The 21701-nt window shown below is 68.0% G+C and carries 19 protein-coding genes; 9 read left to right on the top strand and 10 right to left on the bottom strand.

Features of this window, described 5'->3' with window-relative positions; genetic code table 11:
* The first annotated feature begins 22 nt into the window (after nucleotides 1–22).
* Entirely contained in the window at nucleotides 23–499 is a 477-nt protein-coding gene (locus tag AC07NF_RS12865) for an energy transducer TonB (RefSeq protein ID WP_494626385.1), read from the top strand.
* On the opposite strand, the gene dnaJ is transcribed toward AC07NF_RS12865, so the two are convergent.
* The 3 genes from dnaJ to AC07NF_RS12850 form a co-directional block, all read right to left on the bottom strand.
* A complete protein-coding gene (gene dnaJ / locus AC07NF_RS12860; protein WP_454713480.1) occupies nucleotides 496–1653 on the bottom strand; it encodes a molecular chaperone DnaJ in 1158 nt (385 codons plus the stop codon). The two genes, AC07NF_RS12865 and dnaJ, sit on opposite strands and share 4 nt — an antisense overlap.
* Before the next feature lie 160 nt (nucleotides 1654–1813).
* Nucleotides 1814–3715, bottom strand: coding sequence for a molecular chaperone DnaK (gene dnaK, locus AC07NF_RS12855; protein ID WP_492816040.1), 1902 nt, complete (start codon nucleotides 3713–3715; stop codon nucleotides 1814–1816).
* 329 nt (nucleotides 3716–4044) lie between these two features.
* Nucleotides 4045–6687 carry a M1 family metallopeptidase gene (locus AC07NF_RS12850; protein ID WP_494626382.1) on the bottom strand — a complete coding sequence of 881 codons (2643 nt, stop codon included), beginning with the start codon at nucleotides 6685–6687 and terminating at the stop codon, nucleotides 4045–4047.
* A 93-nt stretch (nucleotides 6688–6780) separates the two neighbouring features.
* Between AC07NF_RS12850 and AC07NF_RS12845 the strand changes: the two genes are divergently transcribed.
* A complete protein-coding gene (locus AC07NF_RS12845) occupies nucleotides 6781–7398 on the top strand; it encodes an alpha-ketoglutarate-dependent dioxygenase AlkB (protein ID WP_494626380.1) in 618 nt (205 codons plus the stop codon).
* Here the strand turns inward: AC07NF_RS12845 and AC07NF_RS12840 are convergent.
* From AC07NF_RS12840 to AC07NF_RS12825, 4 genes are all read right to left on the bottom strand, one after another.
* Nucleotides 7395–8582, bottom strand: a complete 1188-nt coding sequence (locus AC07NF_RS12840) for a tetratricopeptide repeat protein (protein ID WP_494626378.1) — start codon at nucleotides 8580–8582, stop codon at nucleotides 7395–7397. The two genes, AC07NF_RS12845 and AC07NF_RS12840, sit on opposite strands and share 4 nt — an antisense overlap.
* 117 nt (nucleotides 8583–8699) lie before the next feature.
* Nucleotides 8700–10172 carry a chromosomal replication initiator protein DnaA gene (gene dnaA, locus AC07NF_RS12835; protein ID WP_492816048.1) on the bottom strand — a complete coding sequence of 491 codons (1473 nt, stop codon included), beginning with the start codon at nucleotides 10170–10172 and terminating at the stop codon, nucleotides 8700–8702.
* Between the two features lie 407 nt (nucleotides 10173–10579).
* Nucleotides 10580–10855 (bottom strand): 30S ribosomal protein S20, encoded by a 276-nt coding sequence (rpsT, locus tag AC07NF_RS12830; RefSeq protein ID WP_454718605.1) that lies wholly within the window; start codon nucleotides 10853–10855, stop codon nucleotides 10580–10582.
* Between the two features lie 146 nt (nucleotides 10856–11001).
* On the bottom strand, nucleotides 11002–11790 hold the full coding sequence (locus AC07NF_RS12825; protein WP_494626375.1) for an enoyl-CoA hydratase: 789 nt from the start codon (nucleotides 11788–11790) through the stop codon (nucleotides 11002–11004).
* Between the two features lie 119 nt (nucleotides 11791–11909).
* Here AC07NF_RS12825 and AC07NF_RS12820 point away from each other — a divergent pair, with 119 nt between their 5' ends.
* Entirely contained in the window at nucleotides 11910–13079 is a 1170-nt protein-coding gene (locus AC07NF_RS12820; protein ID WP_494626373.1) for a putative hexosyltransferase, read from the top strand.
* Entirely contained in the window at nucleotides 13076–13612 is a 537-nt protein-coding gene (locus AC07NF_RS12815) for a hypothetical protein (protein WP_494626371.1), read from the top strand. Before AC07NF_RS12820 ends, AC07NF_RS12815 begins: the two co-directional genes overlap by 4 nt.
* Here AC07NF_RS12815 and mutM read toward each other — a convergent pair.
* Nucleotides 13609–14472: a bifunctional DNA-formamidopyrimidine glycosylase/DNA-(apurinic or apyrimidinic site) lyase gene (mutM, locus tag AC07NF_RS12810; RefSeq protein WP_494626369.1), complete on the bottom strand. Its 864-nt coding sequence runs from the start codon at nucleotides 14470–14472 to the stop codon at nucleotides 13609–13611. The two genes, AC07NF_RS12815 and mutM, sit on opposite strands and share 4 nt — an antisense overlap.
* Before the next feature lie 81 nt (nucleotides 14473–14553).
* On the opposite strand from mutM, the gene AC07NF_RS12805 reads away from it, so the two are divergent.
* Nucleotides 14554–15312, top strand: coding sequence for a class I SAM-dependent methyltransferase (locus tag AC07NF_RS12805; RefSeq protein WP_494626367.1), 759 nt, complete (start codon nucleotides 14554–14556; stop codon nucleotides 15310–15312).
* Nucleotides 15313–15316: 4 nt separating this feature from the next.
* Complete coding sequence (gene ubiB / locus AC07NF_RS12800; protein ID WP_494626365.1) at nucleotides 15317–16834, top strand: 2-polyprenylphenol 6-hydroxylase; 1518 nt, start codon at nucleotides 15317–15319, stop codon at nucleotides 16832–16834.
* Here ubiB and AC07NF_RS12795 read toward each other — a convergent pair.
* Complete coding sequence (locus AC07NF_RS12795; protein ID WP_494626363.1) at nucleotides 16831–17394, bottom strand: hypothetical protein; 564 nt, start codon at nucleotides 17392–17394, stop codon at nucleotides 16831–16833. The genes ubiB and AC07NF_RS12795 overlap by 4 nt on opposite strands.
* 120 nt (nucleotides 17395–17514) lie before the next feature.
* On the opposite strand from AC07NF_RS12795, the gene coaBC reads away from it, so the two are divergent.
* Nucleotides 17515–18732 (top strand): bifunctional phosphopantothenoylcysteine decarboxylase/phosphopantothenate--cysteine ligase CoaBC, encoded by a 1218-nt coding sequence (gene coaBC, locus AC07NF_RS12790; protein ID WP_494626361.1) that lies wholly within the window; start codon nucleotides 17515–17517, stop codon nucleotides 18730–18732.
* A 63-nt stretch (nucleotides 18733–18795) separates the two neighbouring features.
* The gene (gene dut, locus AC07NF_RS12785; protein ID WP_454718596.1) at nucleotides 18796–19266 is read left to right on the top strand and encodes a dUTP diphosphatase; all 471 of its coding nucleotides are present in this window, start codon (nucleotides 18796–18798) and stop codon (nucleotides 19264–19266) included.
* Here dut and AC07NF_RS12780 read toward each other — a convergent pair whose 3' ends face one another.
* On the bottom strand, nucleotides 19267–19401 hold the full coding sequence (locus tag AC07NF_RS12780) for a hypothetical protein (RefSeq protein ID WP_454718595.1): 135 nt from the start codon (nucleotides 19399–19401) through the stop codon (nucleotides 19267–19269).
* Between the two features lie 394 nt (nucleotides 19402–19795).
* Between AC07NF_RS12780 and AC07NF_RS12775 the strand changes: the two genes are divergently transcribed.
* On the top strand, nucleotides 19796–21586 hold the full coding sequence (locus AC07NF_RS12775; RefSeq protein WP_494626357.1) for a methyl-accepting chemotaxis protein: 1791 nt from the start codon (nucleotides 19796–19798) through the stop codon (nucleotides 21584–21586).
* Nucleotides 21587–21701 lie beyond the last annotated feature (115 nt).

Below are 21701 nucleotides of genomic sequence, written 5' to 3'. Positions count from 1 at the left end.
GACGTGCGGTTGAGCTAGCGGCATGAGCACACCCGCCCAGTCACCGCCGCCGCGCCCTGCCGTCATGGGACGCTATCGCCCCGACTGGCTCGAGAAGCCGACCGTCGAGGACATGGCGGACTTCTACCCCGAGCACGCCGCGCGAAACGAGATCCGGGGCAAGGCGACGATCAGTTGCCAGGTGTCGACCGGCGGGCTGCTCGAGTACTGCAAGGTCGTCGAGGAGAGCCCGCCCGGCGAGCATTTCGGCGAGGCGGCTCTGAAGCTGGCCCCCAAGTTCCGGATGATCCCGCCCGACGATCCCAACACGCCCCCCGGCGAGGTGACCGTGCCGCTGATCTTCGAGATCCCGGAAAGAGCGCCAGGCGAACCCGGCGCCGCCCAGATCCTGATGGGCGCCGGCCTGGGCGTGGCCGGCGTCTGCGCGCTTCTGCTGATCGCGATGATCTGGGGTCTTGGCCGCTATCACAATCGGGCGGCCAAGAAGACGAAGTCCTAGTTCCCCGTCACTTCTTCCCAGAAGCGCTTGGCCTTGCCGACGAAGTTCGCCGACTTGGGGTTCTGCTTCTCGCCGCACAGGCCGGCCAGTTCGCGCATCAATTCCTTCTGGCGGGCGGACAGGTGGGTCGGGGTTTCGACGAAGAGTTCCACCACCAGGTCGCCGCGCTGGCGGCTGCGCAGGGACGGCATGCCCTTGCCCTTGAGGCGGACTGTCTTGCCGGTCTGGGCGCCTTCCGGCACCGAGACGTTGATCTTGCACTGGCCGTCGCAGGTCTCGCCGCCCAGCAGGCAGGGGGCCTCGATCTCGCCGCCCAGGGCGGCCGTGGTCATCGGCACCGGCACGGTGCAGAGCAGGTCGAGACCATCGCGCTCGAACAGCTCGTGCGGGGTCACCGACAGGAAGATGTAGAGGTCGCCGCGCGGACCGCCGCGCGCGCCCGCGTCGCCCTCGCCCGCCAGGCGGATGCGAGCGCCGTCATCGACGCCGGCCGGGATGCGGACCGACAGGATGCGCTCGCGGCGCACCTGGCCATGGCCATGGCAGTTGGTGCAGGGATCCAGGATCATACGGCCCGAGCCGCCGCAGCGCGGGCAACCGCGCTCGACCGCGAAGAAGCCTTGGGTGGCGCGGACCCGGCCAGCGCCGCCGCAGGTGCCGCAGACGGTGGGATTGGTGCCGGGCTTGGCGCCCGAGCCCTCGCAGACCTCGCAGGTCATGGCGGCGGGCACCTTGATCTCGACCTCGGCGCCGGCATAGGCCTGCTCGAGGGAGATCTCCAGGTCGTAGCGCAGGTCCTGGCCGCGCTGGGGGCCGTTCGACTGGCGACGGCCGCCGCCGAACATCTCGCCGAAGACGTCACCGAACACGTCGTTGAAGATGTCGCTGGCGTCGAAGCCCTGCTGGCCGTTGAAACCGCCGCCGCCTTGGCCGCCGTTGACGCCGGCATGGCCGAAGCGGTCATAGGCCGCGCGCTTCTGCGGATCGGAGAGGACGCTGTAGGCCTCGTTGATTTCCTTGAACCGGCCGGTGGCGTTCTCGCAGCCGCCATTGCGGTCGGGATGGTGTTCCATCGCCAACTTGCGGAACGCGGACTTCAGACCAGCATCATCGATGGTCCGGGTCACGCCGAGGATTTCGTAATAATCGCGCATCGTCAGCGTCTGGCGCCCAAAAGGCCCACGAGAGTGGCGTTGATAGGGAAAGAGGTGGGATAGCACGCGGCCCGGCGCAAGGCGTCCTCGGGCGGCGAGACAAGACGTCGCGGCCGCGGAACAGACCTATCGAGCATGTTCCGCGGCGCGCGCATGGCGATTAGTTCGCCGGCTTGTTGTCGTCGACTTCTTCGAACTCGGCGTCGACGACGCCATCGTCCGCGGCTTCAGCGCCATCAGCGCCGTCTTCCGAGCCTTGCTGCGAAGCGTACATGGCCTCGCCCAGCTTCATCGAAGCCTGGATCAGGGCTTGGGTCTTGGCCTGGATGGCCTCGACGTCCTCGCCTTCCAGGGCGGTCTTCAGCTCGGTGATCCCGGTCTCGATCGCGCCCTTCTCGGCCGCGCCGACCTTGTCGCCGTGCTCGGCCAGAGCCTTCTCGGTCGAGTGCAGGATCGCCTCGCCCTGGTTCTTGGCCTCGACCAGCTTCTTCTTGGTCTCGTCCGCGGCCTTGTTGGCCTCGGCTTCCTTGACCATGCGCTCGATGTCGCTGTCCGAGAGGCCGCCATTGGCCTGGATGCGGATCGAGTGCTCCTTGTTGGTCGCCTTGTCCTTGGCGTGGACCTGCACGATGCCGTTGGCGTCGATGTCGAAGGTGACCTCGATCTGCGGCACGCCGCGCGGCGCCGGCGGGATGCCGACCAGGTCGAACTGACCCAGGATCTTGTTGTCCACGGCCATCGGGCGTTCGCCCTGGAACACGCGGATCGTCACGGCCGACTGGTTGTCGTCGGCGGTCGAGAAGGTCTGCGAGCGCTTGGTCGGGATGGTGGTGTTGCGTTCGATCAGCGGGGTGAACACACCGCCCAGGGTCTCGATGCCCAGGGTCAGCGGGGTCACGTCCAGCAGCAGCACGTCCTTGACGTCGCCTTGCAGCACGCCGGCCTGGACGGCCGCGCCCAGCGCCACGACTTCATCGGGGTTCACGCCCTTGTGCGGCTCGCGACCGAAGAAGTCCTGCACCGCCTGCTGGACCTTGGGCATGCGGCTCATGCCGCCGACCAGGATCACTTCGTCGATGTCGCTCTTCTTCAGGCCGGCGTCCTTCAGAGCCTGCTCGCACGGACCGATGGTGCGCGAGATCAGGTCGTCGACCAGGGCTTCCAGCTTGGCGCGCGACAGCTTGATGTTCAGGTGCAGCGGACCCGAGGCGTTCATGCTGATGAACGGCAGGTTCACTTCGTACTGAGCGACCGAGCTCAGTTCCTTCTTGGCCTTTTCGGCCTCTTCACGCAGGCGCTGCAGGGCCAGCTTGTCCTTGCGCAGGTCGACGCCCTGCTCCTTCTTGAACTCGTCGGCCAGGTAGTCGACGATCCGAAGGTCGAAGTCTTCACCGCCCAGGAAGGTGTCGCCGTTGGTCGACTTCACTTCGAAGACGCCGTCGCCGATTTCCAGGATCGACACGTCGAAGGTGCCGCCGCCCAGGTCGTAGACGGCGATCTTCTTGTTGTTGTCCTTGTCCAGGCCATAGGCCAGGGCCGCGGCGGTCGGCTCGTTGATGATGCGCAGGACTTCCAGGCCGGCGATCTTGCCGGCGTCCTTGGTCGCCTGACGCTGAGCGTCGTTGAAATAGGCCGGAACCGTGATGACCGCCTTGGTCACCGGCTCGCCCAGGTGGGCTTCGGCGGCTTCCTTCATCTTCTGCAGGATGAAGGCCGACACTTCCTGCGGGCTGTAGTCCTTGCCGTGCGCCTTGACCCAGGCGTCGCCGGTCGGGCCCTTGACGATGTCATAGGGCACCATGCCCTTGTCTTTTTCCACGACCGGGTCGCTGGCGGAGCGGCCGATCAGGCGCTTGATCGCGAACAGCGTGTTGGTCGGGTTGGTCACGGCCTGGCGCTTGGCCGGCTGGCCCACCAGGCGTTCGCCATCTTCCATGAAGGCGACGACCGACGGTGTCGTGCGAGCGCCTTCGGCGTTCTCGATCACCTTCGGGTTCTTACCGTCCATGATGGCCACGCACGAGTTCGTGGTGCCAAGGTCGATGCCGATAATCTTGCTCATATTGGTACCTGTTCGCTCCTTCTAGGCGGACGGCGGTGACAAGGGCCTTCTCGGAAGCGCCCCGGTTTTTCTCGTTCCGTCCCCGTGGTTCGTACGCTCTACGGTTTACGTTCCACATCCTGTTCCGCCGACGAAAGTCGAGCGGGCAAAATGCGTTGTGCGAAGTTGACGAGCCCGTCAACCCCGCTTCGAAGCCGGATATGGGGGATAGGGGCCCGGGCGCAAGCCCATAACCCCTCGTAACGAGGGGGAATCTGGTACCGCGACCAAGAAAAATGGCCGCACCCCTTTCGAAGCGCGACCATTGAAAGTTCTAAGTTATTCGAGAATTAGCCGGCCTTGGCGACCCAGGCGGTGATCGCCGGCAGGCGTTGCTGGCGGATCTGGGCGCGGTTCATCACGGCGGCGGCGGCCTTGTCGCCTTCCTTGCGCGATCCTTCGGCCAGGTTGGCGGCGGTCCAGGCCTTGATCTTCTCGGCCGTGGCCGGGTTCGACGAAGCCGCGCCCAGGCCCGGGATGAACCGGGTGCGCGAGGTGGAGTCGACCTTGTCGTTGACCGCGTCCTTGTTGGCGATCGCCCAGTCGAAGGTCATATCCGGATGGCTGGCGGCGACCTTGGAGATCATGGTCGATGACAGGGTCTCGCCCGGCTCCGGAGTCAGAGCCAGTTCCAGCGCCTTCCTGGCCAGGCCCTCGTCCTCGGCCGCGGCCAGCAGGCTGTACAGCTGGGCGCGGACCAGCGGGGTCTTCTCGGCCTGGCCCTGGGCGCGGATGGCGTCCCAGGTCGCCTGGTCGGCGTGAGCGGCCACGACGCCCAGGATGGTCTTGCGCAGCGGACCGGGGATGGCCGACGGGTCGGTCTTGTCGGCGTTGAAGCGACGGGTCGCCTCGGCCGTCACCTCAGGATCGCCCAGGCCGCCCAGAGCGCCGATCACGTCGGCGCGCAGGATGGCGATATTGTCCGGCTCGCCGGTCTTGGCGGTCCAGCCCACCTTGGCCATCAGCGGCCGCAGCTGGCCGATGGCGACCTTGCGGAACGCGGCGCGCTCGGCCGGCTGGCCTTCGTAGTAGCCGTCGATGGCCGACAGCACCTTGGTCACCTTGGACAGCACCTGCGGATCGGCGTCGGCCGGCGTGGCCTTGGCCAGATCGAGGAAGTCGGTGGCGGGCTGATAGCCGGCCAGGCCCATCGACCAGGCGTCGCTCATCACGCCCAGTTGGTCGATCGCCGGCAGCTTGGCGAAGTTCTGCACGATGCCGGTGAAGCGCTCCGAACCGTACAGGGTGCGGAAGTAGCCGCTCTGGCCGGCATTGACGACCACCGGGCCGCAGCCGTCGATCGTGACCGTGCCCTGGCCGCCGGTGACCAGGGTCTTTGCCGTTCCGCCGCCGATCGCCTGGACCGTGACCGGCACGCGCCAGGTCAGGGGCTTCTTGCCGGGGATGTCCTTGCTGAACTCGCCCTGGGTCAGGGTGAGCGTGCTCTTGCCCGCCGCGCAGGTCGTGTTGCTGACCGTGATCAGCGGCACGCCCGGCTGCAGGGTGAAGTCGTGGGCGATGGCCTTGATCGGCTTCTTGGCCGCGACCTCGACGGCCTGCCACAGGTCATCGCTGACCGTGTTGCCGTGGTTGTGCTGCTTCATGTAGGCGCGCACGCCGTCGCGCCAGGCGTCGTGGCCCACATAGCTTTCCAGCATGCGGATGACGGCCTCGCCCTTCTGGTAGGTGATGGCGTCGAAGGCCTGGCTGGCCTGCTCGACGGTCTCGACGTGCTGCACCACCGGGTGGGTGGTCTGCAGGGCGTCCAGGCCCATGGCGTATTCACGGCCGTTCACCGCGCCGACGGCGGCGTTCCATTCGGGGTGGAAGTGCTCGGTCGCCCGGCCTTCCATCCACGAGGCGAAGCCCTCGTTCAGCCACAGGTCGTCCCACCAGGCCATGGTGACCAGGTCGCCGAACCACTGGTGCGCCATCTCGTGGGCGACCGTGGTGAAGACGTTCTGCTTGTCGGACTCCGTCGAGATCTTCGGGTCCAGGTTCATGGCGTATTCGAAGTAGAAGATCGCCCCCCAGTTCTCCATGGCGCTGAAGAACTGGCTTCGGCCCGGCGCGGCGATGTTGTCCAGCACCGGCAGCGGATAGGGCGTGCCGAAATAGTCGTTGTACCAGGGCAGGATGTCGGCGGCCGACTTCAGGGCGAAGTCGGCCTTGGGGGTGTCGCCCTTCTTGGTCACCACGCCGACATCCACGCCGGCGGCCTTGACCGAGGCGCGGTCGAACTCGCCCAGGCCGAAGAACAGCAGGTAGGTCGACATCTTGGGCGAGGTCGCGAACTTCACGACGCTCTTGCCGCCACCGATGTCCTTCGAGGACGCGATCGGCATGTTGCCCAGGGCCATCTGGCCGGTCGGGATCGTCGCCTCGACGGTGTAGGTGGCCTTGTAGAACGGCTCGTCCCACGACGGGATGAAGCGGCGGGCGTCGCTGTTCTCGAACTGGGTGTAGAGCGCCCGCTTCTTGCCGGCGTCGGTCTCGTAGTCGAGGGCGAACAGGCCGGCGGCCTGCTTGTAGATCTTGCCGGCATAGTCGATCGACAGGACGTACTTGCCCTTCGGCAGGGCCTTGGCGAACGTGAAGGCGGCGGTCTGGGCCTCTTCGTCGACCTTGATCTTGGCCGCGCCGATCCCGGCGATCTGCGCCTTGGCGAACGTCAGGTCGGCGGCTTGCAGGGTGATGGTGGCGGTGGGCTCGACGACCTCGATGGCGATCTTCACTTGAGCCGTGAAGGTCAGCTTGTCAGCGTCGGGCGTGAAGGCCAGATCATAATGCGACGGCCGGACGTTACGCGGCAGCTGGGTCGTCACGGTCGCGAAAGTCGCGCCCTTCGTGCCGACAGCGGCCGGGGCGGCGGAAGCGCTGCCGGCGGTTAACAAAATCACGGCCATGGCCGCTGAGGACATAAGACGACGCATGTTCGGTCCTAGTATGGAAAAATTATCCGGCCCCCTCAGCCGGCCGGGCAAACCAACACCCTTCGCCCCTATGGCGCGCGTTAAGTTTCAGTAATGTTTCAGCCCCTGACCGTCATTCCGGGTTTCGACCTCTGGCCCAGTTTCCTGGACGCCGCGGCCCAGCGGGACCTGGTCGACGCCGTGCTGGCAGCGGCGGAAACTGCTCCGTTCGCGAACTATGGCACGGCCTATGGTAAGCCGATGAGCGTAGCGATGACGGCGTTCGGCCCGCTGGGCTGGACCAGCGATACTGGCGGATACCGCTACGCCGAACGGCATCCGGACACGGACCAGCCCTGGCCCGCCATGCCCCCTGCCCTGCTCGACCTGTGGACCAAACTGGGCGACCCGGACACGCCGCCGGACTCGTGCCTGATCAACCTCTATCGCGACGGCGCCCGCATGGGCCTGCATCAGGACCGCGACGAGGCCGATCCGCGCTTTCCGGTGCTGTCGATCTCGCTGGGTGACACCGCCGTGTTCCGCATCGGCGGGACCAACCGCAAGGACCCGACGCGGAGCCTGAAACTGAGCTCCGGGGATGTGTGTCGGCTGTCCGGTCCAGCGCGCCTGGCTTTCCACGGGGTGGACCGCATCCTGGCCGGGTCGTCGAGCCTGGTCCCCGGCGGCGGCCGGATCAACCTGACCCTCCGGCGGGCGCAACCGGCCTAAGGCGTCACGCCAAACCGGGCGAACTGCTGGTCGAGCCCGGGATCGAGCTCCTGGGCCTTGGCGAGGTCGGCGTCGCTGCCAGCCTTGTCGCCATTTCGGCGCTTGGTGATGCCGCGACCATAGAGAGCGGTCGGCACCGGTGGATCGGTCTTCAACGCCTCGTCATAGTCGGCCAGCGCGCCCGGCAGGTCGCCCAGCCGCAGCTTGACCAAGCCCCGGCTGTCCAGCGCCTCGGGCCGGCCCGGATCCAGGCCCAGAGCGGCATCGCAGTCGGCCAACGCCTTCTGCAGCTCCTTGCCCGCCCTCGCCCGCGCCCAGCAGCGATCGTTCATCAGGTCCGGCCAGCCGGGCTGCTGGGCGATCAAGGCGTCGTACTCGGCGATCGCCAGGTCGTAGCGCCCCGCGTCGGCATTGATCTCGCCGCGCAGCTGGCGAAAGCGAAAGCTGCTGGGCGCGTACGCCAGCCCCCTGGCGACATCGGCCAGGGCGAGGTCCGTCTCCCCTCGCCCCCAGCGCATCCGGGCGCGGTAATAATAGATCCGGTCTTCGCCGCCACCGACCTTCAGCGCCGCCTCGAGCGCGGCCAGGACCTCTTCCGGCGGACCGCCCTCGGCCAACACGGCTTTCAGCTGATAGGCCGCCGAGGTCGGGCCCAGCGCCAGGGACTTGTCGAGCTCCGCATGGGCTTCCGGGATCTGGCCCAGCCGCCCCAGCGCCAGGGCGTAGGACAGGTGCGCCCGAGGATCGTTCGGCGCGAAGGCCAGCCAGGCCTGGTAGTTCTTCGCCACGCCCTCTGCGTCGCCCTGGTCGCTGAGGAACTCGCCCATCACGGCATAGGCGCGGGGCGACTTGGGATCGAGCCGCAGAGCCTCTTCGTAGGCGCGCTGGATCAGGGTCACAGCTTCGGGATGCTCCAGCCGCATCGCCAGGCCCAGCCGCAGATTGGCCTCGGCGCTGCGAGGATCGGCGGCGAAGGCGGCCTGGGCGGTGTCGAGCCGCTCGGGCACGGCGTCCGAGCCCATGGTCCACAGCGCGTCGGACAGGACGGAATAACGCGAGGCCGTGCTGGAGACGGCGTCCAGATTGGCTGGCGCTGTTTGGGCCATCGCCGCCGACGCCCCCAGCGCCAACGCAAAGACAGACAGGATCGTGGTCCGCAGACCCTTGGCGACAAACTCGAACACGATCCCTCCTGACGCGAACCGCCCGATCCTAAAGCCAGCCGCTGATAACGAAAAAGGCCGCCCCTTTCGGAGCGGCCTTCTCGTGTCTTGGAAACCGGTGTCCCGGCTTGCCCCGGATCAGCCGCGCAGCTTGCGCGTGATGACTTCCAGGTCGTGGTTCAGGGCGCTGTCCTCGGCGCGCAGCGCCTCGATGCGGCGCACGGCGTGCAGGACGGTGGTGTGGTCGCGGCCACCGAAACGACGGCCGATGTCCGGCAGCGAACGGGTGGTCAGCTGCTTGGCCAGCCACATGGCGGCCTGGCGCGGACGGGCCACGGCGCGGTTGCGGCGCTCGCTGAGCAGGTCAGCCTGCTTCATGCCGTAGTGCTCAGACGTCGCCTTCTGGATGTCGTCGATGGTGATGCGCTTCTCGCCCGACCGCAGGTGCGGACGCAGGATGGCCTGCACCTCGTCCAGGGTCATGCGCGACAGGCCTTCGCCGGCGCGGGCCGACAGGGTGTTCAGCGCGCCTTCCAGCTCGCGGACGCTGTCGGTGAAGCGGTCGGCCAGGAACTGCAGCACGTCCGGACGCATGGTCGGATCGAAGCCATGCGCGGCGGCCAGGGTCTGGATCTTGCGCTCCAGGATGCCCATGCGCAGGTTGCGGTCAGCCGGCTCCAGGCCGCAGACCAGGCCCGCCGACAGGTGCGAGCGCAGGTGCGGGTCCATCTCGGTCATGGCCGACGGCGGACGGTCCGCCGAGAACACGACGCGGCCGCCTTCGCCGACCAGGGCGGTCAGGGTGTGGAACAGCTCTTCCTGGGTCGACTGCTTGCCGGCGATGAAATGCACATCGTCGATGATCAGCAGGTCGGCGGCGCGCAGCTCTTCCTTGAAGGCCGCCGTCTGGCGATCCATCAGGGCGCGCACGAAGGTCGACAGGAAACGCTCGGCGGTCAGGTACACGACGCGCTTTTCCGGCGCGTTGCGCATGGCTTCCCAGGCCAGGGCGTTCAGCAGGTGCGTCTTGCCGAAGCCGTAGGGGCCGTGGAACAGCACGGGATTGAAGTGGCCGTCGGCCCAGTTGGCGATCCGGCGCGCCACGGCGTGGGCGAACTCGTTGGCCGGACCCGGGACGAAGGTCTCGAAGGTGAAGCGCTCTTGCAGACCCTGGGTGCGGGGCGACTTGGCGCTGGGCGCTACGACGGCCGGCGCGTCGGTCGACACGGGCAGGACGATCTCGATGGGTTCAGCCGCGGCGGCTTTCGGGGCGGCCTCGACATAGGCGCCAGCCGAAGCCTCGAATTCCAAACGCGACTTCAGGTCGATGCGACGACCGGTCGCGTCATTGGCGGCCCACAGCTCGCCAATGCGGCGCCAGGCGCTGCGACGGATCCAGTCCCGCGCAATGCCCGTCGGCGTGACCAACACGACGTCACCGGTCGCGGCCTCACGCAGCATCGCCGGTGCGATCCATGACCCGAAGGCCGCGTCGCCCAGCTCGCGTTTCAGAGCCACGGTCACTTTCGACCACACGGTCGCAGCCGGCTCTACAGCCGTCGCGATCGCCGCCGAAAAGTCCTGGCTGGCCACCCCGCCCTTCATCGTCATTACATCCACCGCCTTCGCACAAAAACAACCGCCGCAAACCCACTTCAGCCGCTCGCCCCCCATGGCGTACAGCCGGTTACTCAGCGCACACAGGTTCTTACCCGGCGAACGCAGGAGGTCCGCCGCCGCCTTGTTTTTTCCAAGACTGGAGAAGCGCTGAGACGCTTAAACTAGCCAGCGGAGGGGGCCGGTCAAACGGAAAACTTGCGTCCGAGTCCGGATATTTCTGTTGACTCGCGAGAGCCCCTCGCGTGGCAAGGGAATAGTGAAGCCAGTCCCTCAGATCACAGATTGCAACGCCAAAAATAGAGCGTTGGATTCAAAGCAAAAGCCGGTCAGGCGGACCTGACCGGCTTCTGTAAATACTTGTAATCATTGAACGAACAGCGTTCGTCCAAATTCTGGACTTAGGCGGCGGCCTTATCCAGCTTCTTCAGGCGAGCCGCCAGACGCGACACTTTGCGCGAACCCGTGTTCGGGTGAACGACGCCCTTCGACACCGCGCGCATCAGCTCCGATTGAGCTTCCACGAAAGCGGCCTTGGCGACGGTGACGTCGCCCTTGGCGATGGCGTCTTCGAACTTGCGCAGGAAGGTGCGCACGCGCGAACGACGAGCGGTGTTGACTTCGGTGCGACGGGCGATCTTGCGGATCGCTTTCTTAGCGCCGGGATTATTGGCCATAAGGTAGGACCTTCAAACGGACAGCCCGCGGGCGGCCGCGAAGCAGGGAAAATAGAGCGCGCGGATATACGGGAAGCGTTGGCCGGGGTCAACGGTCCACAGGCCAGATTCCTGCGAGGCCGGTGACGCAATCGTTTCTTACCGGATCACTTACCCTTGAAGGCCGGCTTACGCTTCTCGACGAACGCCGCCATGCCTTCTTTCTGATCCTCGAACGCGAACAGCGAGTGGAACAGCCGCCGCTCCAGCGCGACCCCGGTCGTCAGGGTCGTCTCATAGGCGGCCTCGACCAGTTCCTTGTTCATGGCCACGGCCAGCGGCGACTGGCTGGCGATCTTGGCGGCGACCGCCAGGACCTCGTCGACCAGGGTGTCGGCGGGGAAGATCCGGGACACCAGGCCCGAGCGCTCGGCCTCCTCGGCGCCCATCATCCGGCCGGTCAGGATCATGTCCATGGCCTTGGACTTGCCGACGAAGCGCGTCAGGCGCTGGGTGCCGCCGATGCCGGGCGCGACGCCCAGATTGATCTCGGGCTGGCCGAACTTGGCGGTGTCGGCGGCCAGGATGAAGTCGCACATCATCGCCAGCTCGCAGCCGCCGCCCAGGGCGTAGCCGGCGACGGCGGCGATGATCGGCTTGCGGCACTGCTCGATCGCCCGCGCGCCAGCCGTAAAGAAGTCGGCCTTGAACATGTCGGCATAGCTCTTGTCCGACATCTCCTTGATGTCGGCGCCAGCCGCGAAGGCCTTGGCCGAGCCCGTCAGCACGATGCAGCCCACCGCGTCATCGGCCTGGGCCGCCGCCAGCGCCTGGGCCAGCTCGGCCAGCAGGGCGGTGTTCAGAGCGTTCAGGGCCTCGGGCCGGTTCAGGCGGATCAGGGTCACGCCCGGCGCCTTTTCCGGCGCCTCGACGATCAGGGTCTGGTACTCGGCCATCACGGTCTCCTGCTTGAACGGTGCAGTTATAGAGAGGCGCGCGCACTTGGGGAGCCCTCCCGCGTTGTCGTCACGCACGAAGCGGGCGACAAGGGGCGCAACCCAGGCCGGAGCTTCCGTTGACCGGACAACAAGCGCGCGAATTGATGACCCTGGCCCGGCGCGCGCTAAGCGACCATGCCGTCATCCTCTACGCCTTCCTGGCCAGCCGGCTGGCGCTGCTGGTCATCGGCCTGCTGACCCTGATCCACCTCCGGCCGCTCACCACCGCCGGCAATGTGCTGAGCCTCAGCGGCCAGCAGGCGCTGAACCTGTGGGGCGCTTCCGACAGCGGCTGGTACATGGACCTGGCGCTGAACGGCTATCAGCGCGCGCCGGGCCTGGACGGCCAGGCCAACTGGGCCTTCTTTCCGGCCTATCCGGGCCTGGCCAGCGCGCTGGCCCACCTGACCGGCCTGAGCGTGTTCCAGGCCATGCTGGTCATCTCGAACCTGGCGTTCCTGGCGGCGCTGGTCCTGATCCACCGCCTGGCGCGCGACGAGTTCGACCCCAGGACCGCCGATCTCTCCGTCGTGCTGCTGTGCGCGGCGCCGGGCAGCTACATCTTCTCGGCCGCCTATACCGAGGCGCTGTTCCTGGCCTGCGTGGCCGGCGGATTGGTCCTGATCCGAAGCCGGCGCTGGCTGGCGGCCGGCGCGGTCATGGCGCTGGCCGTCCTGACCCGCAATCTCGGCGTCGGCCTGCTCTTGCCCTACGCCTGGACAGCGCTGGAGCGATTGCGAGCCGCCCCTCCCCCTCGCGCGGCGGAGCTGGCCCGCATCGGCCTGGGCGGCGTGATCCCCGTCGCGGCGCTGCTCGGTTTCGTGCTGCATCTGAAGGCTCGCACCGGCGATGCCCTGGCCTTCATGCATGTGCAAAAGGCCTGGCATCGCACGTTCGGCGACCCCGTCTCGGTCCTGGTGAACGGCCTGCTGCATCCGTCGACGGTGCACGACGCCAACCTGCTGAGCCTGGCGGCCGGCTGGCTGGCGATCGGCCTGCTGATCGTGCTGGCCGCCATGCGCCGCTGGCGGCTGCTGAGCCTGGCCTTGTTCCTGACCCTGGTCCCACTGGCGGCCGGCCTCAACTCGTTCGCGCGCTACGCCCTGGTCGTGCTGCCGCTGTGGCTGGTCGCCGCCAGGCTCCTGGCCGACCGGCCCAAGCTGGCGCCCGCCGTCATCGCGGCCCTGGCCATGCTGAACGGCTTCCTGATGGTGACCTGGACCCTGGCCCTGAGGGTCGCCGCATGAGCCGCGTCCTTCGCGCCCTGGGCCTGGCGACGTTCGCGGGCCTCGCGATCATCCTGCTGATCCAGATGTGCAGCCGCGCCAACCAGGCCTACGAAGCGGCCACGCCAGTCCGCAGCGATATCCGCGCCGTCACCGTGCTGTTCGACCATCCGGTCGGACCGCTCATTCTCTATTATGGCTGGAGCGCGCCCACGCCCGGCCAGGGCGCGGTGTCGACCATCCTGCGGCCGACCCTGCTGCTGCCGACCTCCACCGCCGCGGGCGATGTCGAGCTGACCCTGGTCCTGGCCTCGTCCGCGCCCCGAACCCGGCCGGCGGACGTGAAGGCCGGCGACGCGCCGGTCGGGTCCCTCCCCGTCGGAACCTGGAGCCCGGCCGGCAGCGGCGAGGAGACGGTGCGTTTTATCGTTCCCCGTTCACAGCGGGTGCTGAGCTACCAGCTGCGGGTGGACTTCGACCTGGCGGGCGCGGACGGCGCGGCCCAGCCGATCCGGCTCGTCCGCGCCTCGACCCGGATCCTGCGCGCGCCCTAGACCTGGCACACCGGGCAGAAGAAGGTCGACCGTCCCGCCTGGACCTCGCGGGCGATGACGCCCTTGCAGCCGGGGGTCGGGCACGGCTCGTCCTCGCGGTCGTAGACGCGGAAGCGGTGCTGGAAATAGCCCAGGGCGCCGTCGGCGGCGGCGAAGTCCTTCAGGCTGGAGCCGCCCACCTCGACAGCCTCGGCCAGGACCTCCTTGATCGCCGTGGTCAGGGGCGCAAGCCGCTTCTTGGCGATCCCGCCCGACGGCTTGAACGGTGAGATGTGCGACCGGTGCAGGGCCTCGCACACATAGATATTACCCAGGCCCGCGACGGTCTTCTGGTCCAAGAGCAGAGTCTTGGGGCCCTGCTTGCGATTGGCGAAGGCCTTTTCCAGGGTCTTGGCGTCGAAGCCGTCGCCCAGCGGCTCGGGGCCCATGGTCGCGAACCACGGGTGGTGGCTGACGCGGTCGGTCGGGATCAGGTCCATGAAGCCGAACCGTCGGGGGTCGTAATACGTGACGGTGGCGCCGTCCTCGGTCTCGAAGACGACGTGGGCGTGCTTGTCGTCGGGCGTGACCTCGCGGGCGAAGTCGCCGGGACGCACAGATCCTTCCGGGGCGGCAATCTCAAACCGCCCGGTCATCCCCAGGTGCATCACCAGGGTGTCGCCGCGATCCAGTGGGGCCAGGATATATTTGGCCCGGCGGTCCAGGCGCAGGATCTTGGCCCCCGTCAGCCGCTGGACGAAGCCGTCCGGCAGCGGGAAACGCAGGTCGGGCCGGTTGGCGCGGACACGGGCCAGACGCGCGCCGGACAGCACCGGCTCCAGGCCCCGACGGACGGTCTCGACTTCGGGCAATTCGGGCAAGGCAAACCTTCGGCGGATGACGCGACGCGTGACGCGGGCTAAGAGCGTCCTGTCATATAGAGAGTTCGGCCCAAAGACGTCATGAGCAACACCTCCGCCAGCTTCGGTTTCACGGATGTCGACGCCTCGTTGAAGGCGGGCCTGGTGCGCGGGGTCTTCGACCGCGTCGCCAAGAACTACGACATCATGAACGACCTGATGAGCGGCGGCGTGCACCGGCTCTGGAAGGACGCCGTGGCCGCGCGCCTCAATCCGCAGCCGGGCGAGGTGATCGTCGATTGCGCCGGCGGCACCGGCGACATGGCCCGCCGTTTCGCCAAGATGGCCCGCAACGCGCAGGAGCGCCGCGGCGGTCCGGACGCCACCATCAACATCGTCGACTACAATGCCGAGATGATCATGGCCGGCATCGAGCGCGGCGGCGAACCCGAGATCACCTGGACCGTCGGCGACGCTCAGCGCCTGCCGCTGCCCGACAACTACGCCAATGCCTATGTGATCAGCTTCGGCATCCGCAACGTCACCGACATCGACGCGGCCCTGCGCGAGGCGCGCCGGGTGCTGAAGCCGGGCGGCCGCTTCCTGTGCCTGGAGTTCTCCCGGCCGGTGACGGAAGCGCTGGCCAAGGCGTACGACGCCTACAGCTTCAAGGTCATTCCGCAGGTCGGCGAGTGGGTCGCCAAGGATCGCGACGCCTATCAGTACCTGGTCGAGAGCATCCGCCGCTTCCCCGACCAGCGCACCTTCGCTGGCATGATCGAAAACGCCGGCTTCAAACGGGTGACCTACACCAACTTCACCGGCGGCGTCGCGGCCCTGCACCAGGGCTGGGCGCTCTAGAACGGTGACCCGCTTTTCCGCCTTCTGGCGCCTGACCGGCGCGGGCTGGGCCCTGGTCCGGGCCGACGCCCTGATCCCGCGCGAGGTCGAACCGCTGCTGCCGACCTCGGCCAAGTGGGCGGGCCGGTTTTTGCGCCTGTTCGCCGGCGGCGCGGCCCGACGCGGCCGGCCGGGCGAACGCTTGGCGCATGTGCTCGAGCATCAAGGTCCGGCCGCGATCAAGATGGGCCAGTTTCTGTCGACCCGCGCCGACATCTTCGGGACTGCCTTCGCCGACGACCTGTCGCGCCTGAAGGACCGGCTGCCGGCCTTCCCGCTGGCGGTGGCCAAGGCCGAGATCGCCCGCAACCTGGGCAAGCCGCTGGCCGAAATCTACGCCGAGATCGGCGAGCCGGTCGCCGCCGCCTCGCTGGCCCAGGCCCATCCGGCGACGCTGGTCGACGGCCGCAAGGTCGCCGTGAAGGTGCTGCGTCCCGGCGTCGAGCGCCAGGTGGCCCAGGACACCGCCGTGCTGCGCCTGGCTGCGCGCCTGGCCGAGAAACTCGCGCCCGCGTCGCGCCGCCTGCGCCCCACCGAATTCGTCGAGGTCGTGATCCGCGCCCTGGACCTGGAGATGGACCTGCGGTTCGAAGCCGCCGGCTGCGCCGAGCTGGGCGAGGCCATGGCGGTCGACTCCTACATGCGCGCGCCGCTGGTCTGCTGGGAGGGTGTCGGCAAACGCGTCCTGACCCTGACCTGGGCCGAAGGCGCGCCGCTGTCCGAGGTCGCCGCGCTGGAGTTGCCGGGCCTGGACCGCAAGGCCCTGGCCGAGAACGTCACCCGTGGTTTTCTGGCTCAAGCCCTGGACCACGGCCTGTTCCACGCCGACCTGCACGAGGGCAACCTGTTCGTGGCCGCCCCGGCCGAGGTGGTCGCCGTCGACTACGGCATCGTCGGGCGCCTGGGCCCCGGTGAGCGCCGGTACCTGGCCGAAATCCTGTACGGCTTCCTGAACCGCGACTACGCCCGCGTGGCCAAGGTGCATTTCGACGCCGGCTACGTCCCGGCCCACCAGGACATGGACGCCTTCGCCCAGGCCCTGCGCGCCGTCGGCGAACCGGTCTTCGGCCGCAACGCCCGCGACGTCTCGATGGGCCGCCTCTTGGCGCAGCTTTTCGAGATCACCGCCCTGTTCGACATGGCCCTGCGGCCGGAGCTCGTGCTCCTGCAGAAGACCATGGTCACCGTCGAGGGCGTCGCCCGCCGCATCGACCCGACCCACGACCTGTGGGCTGCCGCCGACCCGGTGGTGCGCCGCTGGATCGGCCGCGAGCTGTCACCCGCCGCCAAGGCCCGCGACTTCGCCGAGGAAGCCCTGCGCGCCATCAAGGCCCTGGCTCGCCTGGCCGAGGCCCCGCCGGCGCCCGTCGCCGTGGTCCCGGAGCGCCAGCACGCCTGGCCCCTGCTGTGGTTCCTGGTCGGCGCCGCCACCGCCGGCGCGGCCTTCGTCACCGGCCTACTGCTGGCGCGGCCGCCGGTCTAGCTCTCCGCCGGTTCGCGCTCGCGCCGGTTCGACGCCGAGGCCCTGCGCGCCTCGCGGGTCTTCTGTTCGTCCCAATAGGCCGCGCCTTCGTCCGGCTTGAACATCGTGCGCGGCGCGCCCTCGCGCGAGACCACCGCGAAGACATTGCCCTTGGGGTCGTAGATCAGGAGGTCGCCGTTCGACCGCTTCAGGGTTTCCGAGCCCTTGGGCGGGTCGCTGACGAAGGCGTGGACCTTGGCGACATAGTCGTCGGCGGTCTTGGCCTCGAAGGTCGCGCCGTTACGCTCAAATGAGCGCTGGGCGTTCTCCTCGGCCGACCGCGTACGGTTGGCGGCCCAGTAGGGCTTGCCCGAGACCAGCTTGACCGGGGCGTCGCGCGGATCGGCGCGCCGGCCGCCGCTGCTGCTTTCGCCGCCGGTCAACGGGGGCGCGACATCGGCGACCGCCCGCTCCCCGGCCTTTTGCGCCTTCACCGCCGAGGCCCCGCTGTCGCAGGCCGCGAGGCCCGCCAGCAACAAGAGCGCCGCCGCGCCCGACAAGACGTTTCGCACAATCTTCATGATGGCATCGCCCCGTTTCTCTACTTTTACGTTTATTGAACGAAAGCGGAACACGAGTCGAGTCCCTTCTTTCACTCTGGCGCTTTGGCCCCGGGGTGGGCATGTGCAGGGACAAGACGCATGCGAGAGCGGAGCGCGACGTTGAGCGGTAAGCGGGTTCTTCTGATCGTCGGCGGCGGCGTGGCGGCCTACAAGGCGCTGCTGCTGACCCGCCTGCTGCGCAAGGCCGGCATCGGCGTGCGGCCGATCCTGACCAAGGCCGGGGCCGAGTTCGTGACGCCCCTGTCCCTGGCGGCCCTGGCCGAGGACAAGGTCTATCAGGAGCTGTTCTCGCTGACCGACGAGCACGAGATGGGCCATATCGAGCTGTCGCGCTCGGCCGATCTGGTGGTGGTCGCGCCGGCGACGGCCGATCTGATCGCCAAGGCGGCCAACGGCCTGGCCGGGGATCTCGCCTCCACCACCCTGCTGGCCACCGACAAGCCGGTGCTGATGGCCCCGGCCATGAACGTGCGGATGTGGCTGCACCCCGCCACCCAGCGCAACGTCGCCACCCTGAAGGCCGACGGCGTCAGCTTCGTGGGTCCCGAGGAAGGCTCCATGGCCTGTGGCGAGTTCGGCTATGGCCGCCTGGCCGAGCCGGAGGAGATCTTCGCCGCCATCGTCGCGCAGCTGGAAGGCCCCGCCGCTCGGCCGCTGCAGGGCAAGCGCGCCCTGGTCACCGCCGGTCCGACCTTCGAGCCGATCGACCCTGTGCGCGGCATCACCAACCGCTCCAGCGGCAAGCAGGGCTTCGCGATTGCCGAGGCGCTGGCCAAGCTGGGCGCGGAAGTGACCCTGGTCGCCGGCCCCGTCGCCCAACCCACCCCGGTCGGGGTTAAGCGCGTCGACGTCGAGACCGCCCGTCAGATGCTGGCCGCCAGCCAGGCCGCCCTGCCCGCCGACGTCGGCGTGTTCGTCGCCGCCGTCGCCGACTGGCGCGTGGACGAGGCCTTCGGGACCAAGTTGAAGAAGGAAAAGGGCGGCCCGCCGGCCCTGACCTTCGTCGAGAACCCCGACATCCTGGCCACGCTGTCGGCCAGCGGCCCGCAACGGCCGAAACTGGTCGTCGGCTTCGCGGCCGAGACCGACCATGTCGAAGAGCACGCCCGCGCCAAGCTGGCCCGCAAGGGCTGCGACTGGATCATCGCCAACGACGTCACCCAGCCCGGCGTGATGGGCGGGGCTGAGAACGCCGTGCTGCTGATCACCCAGGACGGGACTGAGCGTTGGGATCGCGCGGCCAAGGACCAGGTCGCCAGCCAGATCGCTCAGCGGATCGCTCAGGCGCTCTCTTAACGGACTCTGGCCTGATCGCGGGCAAATCAGCTACAGCCGGGCGGTCTTTCAGGAGCGCCTCCCATGTCCGCCATCCCCGCCGGTCTCGCCATCCGCTTCAAGCGCTGGGAAGGCCAAGCCGACCTGCCGGTTCCGGCCTATGCCAGCGCCGGGGCGGCGGGCTTCGATCTGCGCGCCCACGTGCCGGAAGACGAGGCGATGGTGATCAAGCCCGGCGCGCGGGCCATGGTCCCCACCGGCTTCTCGGTGGCGGTGCCGGACGGCTTCGAGATGCAGGTGCGTCCGCGCTCGGGCCTGGCCTTCAAGAACGGCGTCACGGTGGTCAATGCGCCGGGCACCGTCGACAGCGACTATCGCGGCCAGGTCTGCGTGCTGCTGATCAATCTGGGCGAAGAGGACTTCACGATCCGTCGCGGCGATCGCATCGCCCAGGGCGTGATCGCGGCGGCTCCGCAATGGCCGATGGTTGAGGTCGAGGACCTGGACGCCACCGATCGTGGCGCCGGCGGCTTCGGCTCGACGGGCTCTAAATAATTAGAAGCTCGGGGCCGCGTGAACGGCCTTAAGGCCGATCATCAGATAGCCGCCGAAGCCGGCCGCGAAAGCGGCCGCGGCCATCCACAGCACCGGGCGGATCATGTCGAGCGGCGTCTGGGTCTGCGTCTTCATGGGGTAACTCCTGCGACCTTGAGCGGGGGCCAGCGGGAACTCGCGCTGGAGGAGATACGCACTCCCGGGACGTTGGTTGCGTTGGGGAGCGGCTTTTACTCTGTCGTGATTCCGACGCAAGCGGAAATTGCGACCGGACGCCGCAGGCGGTTTTGCGCCTCAAAGTAGAGCGCAGATAGTCCGAACACGGAAGGTGTCGACGCGGGACTAGTCTCAGGTATAGAGCGGTGCGTCAAAACGCCGCCCGGCACGTGGATTCCTGAGTTTTACTGGGCCGGAAACCGGTTTCCTTCAGTAAGATTCCAGTGAACACTGGTCTTCTTCACAGCCTTACGGGCTTGTTAACCCTGAAAGCGCAGTTGTTGGCCGAACTACCGGGCCGGGGACACTGCTCATGTCTAATCTGAAAGTTGCGCACAAACTTCTGGCTGCATTCGCCGCGCTGGTGATCGGCGTCGTCATCGCCGGCGCCCTGGTGGCCGCCAGCCTGAATTCGATCCAGAAGATCACCGCGCTGAACGAGCACAGCTACGCCTATATCGACGCGATCGCCGACACGACCGGGGCCCTGGTCGAGGAGCAGAACGCCGTGCGCGGCTATGTCGCCAGCCAGGACGCCTCGTTCCTGAAGAAGCGCGCCAAGTATCACGAAGAATACGAGGCAGCCTTCAAGCGCATCGCCGCCGGGGTCGAGGACGCCGACGAGAAGGCCCGCGCCGACGCGCTGACAGCCGCCGTCGAGACCTTCGAGGCCGAGACCGGCAAGCAGCTGGCCGACGCCGACAACCTGGTCACCCGCGAGCAGGCCCGCTCGGAAATCGCCTCGACCGGTCGCCTGACCAATGTCCGCAAAGTGCTGGAGGCGATGACCAAGATCGAGGACCAGCAACTGGTCGAGCGTCGCGCCGAGCAGGCCAGCGCCTTCCGCGCCGGCCTCTTCACCCTGGCCATCGGCGGCGCTGTCGCCGTGGGCGTGGCCATCCTGATGGGCTGGCTGCTGTCGAACGCCATCGCCGTCCCGGTCACCGCCATGACCGTCGCCATGCGCCGCCTGGCCGGCGGCGATAACACCGTCGACGTGCCAGCCGTGGGCCGCAAGGACGAGATCGGCGGCATGGCCGCCGCCGTGCTGACCTTCAAGGAAGCCGCCATCGAGAAGATCCGCCTGGAAGGCCTGTCGGTCGAACAGCGCGCCGAAGCCGAGCGCCATCGCGAGGCCGGCGAGGCCGAACGCGCCGCCAACGCCCGCGAGCAATCGGTGGTGGTCGGCCGCGTCGGCGAGGGCCTGGAAGCCCTGGCCGGCGGCGACTTGACCTTCCGCCTGAACGAGGCCTTCCCGCCCGCCTATCGCAAGCTGCAGGCCGACTTCAACGCCGCCATGGACCAGCTGGCCCAGACCATGACCGTGATCAACGGCGCGGTCGGCGGCATCCAGGCCGGCTCGGGCGAGATCAGCCACGCCGCCGATGACCTGTCGCGCCGCACCGAGCAGCAGGCCGCCAGCCTGGAAGAGACCGCCGCGGCGCTCGATGAGATCACCGCCACGGTCCGCAAGACCGCCGACGGCGCGGGCAGCGCCCAGCGCACCGTCGACAGCGCCCGCAAGGACGCCGAGCGCGGCGGCGACGTCGTCGACCGCGCGGTCGCGGCCATGACCCAGATCGAAGAATCCTCGTCCAAGATCGGCAATATCGTCGGCGTGATCGACGAGATCGCCTTCCAGACCAACCTCTTGGCCCTGAACGCCGGTGTCGAAGCCGCCCGCGCCGGCGAGAGCGGCAAGGGTTTCGCCGTCGTCGCCCAGGAAGTGCGGGCCCTGGCCCAGCGCTCGGCCGAGGCCGCCAAGGAAATCAAGGCCCTGATCGGCGCCTCGACCCAGCAGGTCGACGAGGGCGTCGGCCTGGTCGGCGAAACCGGCGAGGCCCTGCGACGGATCATCGCAGGCGTGCAGGACATCAACCGCATCGTCGCCGAGATCGCCGCCTCGGCCCAGGAGCAGTCCACCGGCCTGCAGCAGGTCAATACGGCCGTGAACCAGATGGACCAGGCCACCCAGCAAAACGCCGCCATGGTCGAGCAGAGCACGGCCGCCAGCCATGCGCTGTCGAACGAGGCCCGCGAACTGGGCCGTCTCGTCGAGCGGTTCCGGCTGGCAGACAGCCGGAACGCCCGCCGCGCCGCCTGATCGAAAATCCTCGTCCGGCGTTAATTGAAAATTGGACGACTGCGTCCATTTATCCCTTGCTGAGCGCGTCGGACAAGAATATCCGGCGCGCTTGAAGCCTTTCGACAGGGGTCTG

It is taken from the genome of Caulobacter sp. GW821-FHT10A06 (genome assembly GCF_059415805.1).
The sequence above is the reverse complement of the archived record's forward strand: the minus strand, read 5'-3'. Positions and strand labels throughout refer to the sequence as shown.

Coding starts and splice junctions, on each gene's coding strand:
- AC07NF_RS12865 (WP_494626385.1), top strand. CDS start 23: ATGAGCACACCCGCCCAGTCACCGCCGCCGCGCCCTGCCGTCATGGGA.
- dnaJ (WP_454713480.1), bottom strand. CDS start 1,653: ATGCGCGATTATTACGAAATCCTCGGCGTGACCCGGACCATCGATGAT.
- dnaK (WP_492816040.1), bottom strand. CDS start 3,715: ATGAGCAAGATTATCGGCATCGACCTTGGCACCACGAACTCGTGCGTG.
- AC07NF_RS12850 (WP_494626382.1), bottom strand. CDS start 6,687: ATGCGTCGTCTTATGTCCTCAGCGGCCATGGCCGTGATTTTGTTAACC.
- AC07NF_RS12845 (WP_494626380.1), top strand. CDS start 6,781: ATGTTTCAGCCCCTGACCGTCATTCCGGGTTTCGACCTCTGGCCCAGT.
- dnaA (WP_492816048.1), bottom strand. CDS start 10,172: ATGACGATGAAGGGCGGGGTGGCCAGCCAGGACTTTTCGGCGGCGATC.
- rpsT (WP_454718605.1), bottom strand. CDS start 10,855: ATGGCCAATAATCCCGGCGCTAAGAAAGCGATCCGCAAGATCGCCCGT.
- AC07NF_RS12825 (WP_494626375.1), bottom strand. CDS start 11,790: ATGGCCGAGTACCAGACCCTGATCGTCGAGGCGCCGGAAAAGGCGCCG.
- AC07NF_RS12815 (WP_494626371.1), top strand. CDS start 13,076: ATGAGCCGCGTCCTTCGCGCCCTGGGCCTGGCGACGTTCGCGGGCCTC.
- AC07NF_RS12805 (WP_494626367.1), top strand. CDS start 14,554: ATGAGCAACACCTCCGCCAGCTTCGGTTTCACGGATGTCGACGCCTCG.
- AC07NF_RS12795 (WP_494626363.1), bottom strand. CDS start 17,394: ATGAAGATTGTGCGAAACGTCTTGTCGGGCGCGGCGGCGCTCTTGTTG.
- coaBC (WP_494626361.1), top strand. CDS start 17,515: ATGCGAGAGCGGAGCGCGACGTTGAGCGGTAAGCGGGTTCTTCTGATC.
- dut (WP_454718596.1), top strand. CDS start 18,796: ATGTCCGCCATCCCCGCCGGTCTCGCCATCCGCTTCAAGCGCTGGGAA.
- AC07NF_RS12780 (WP_454718595.1), bottom strand. CDS start 19,401: ATGAAGACGCAGACCCAGACGCCGCTCGACATGATCCGCCCGGTGCTG.
- AC07NF_RS12775 (WP_494626357.1), top strand. CDS start 19,796: ATGTCTAATCTGAAAGTTGCGCACAAACTTCTGGCTGCATTCGCCGCG.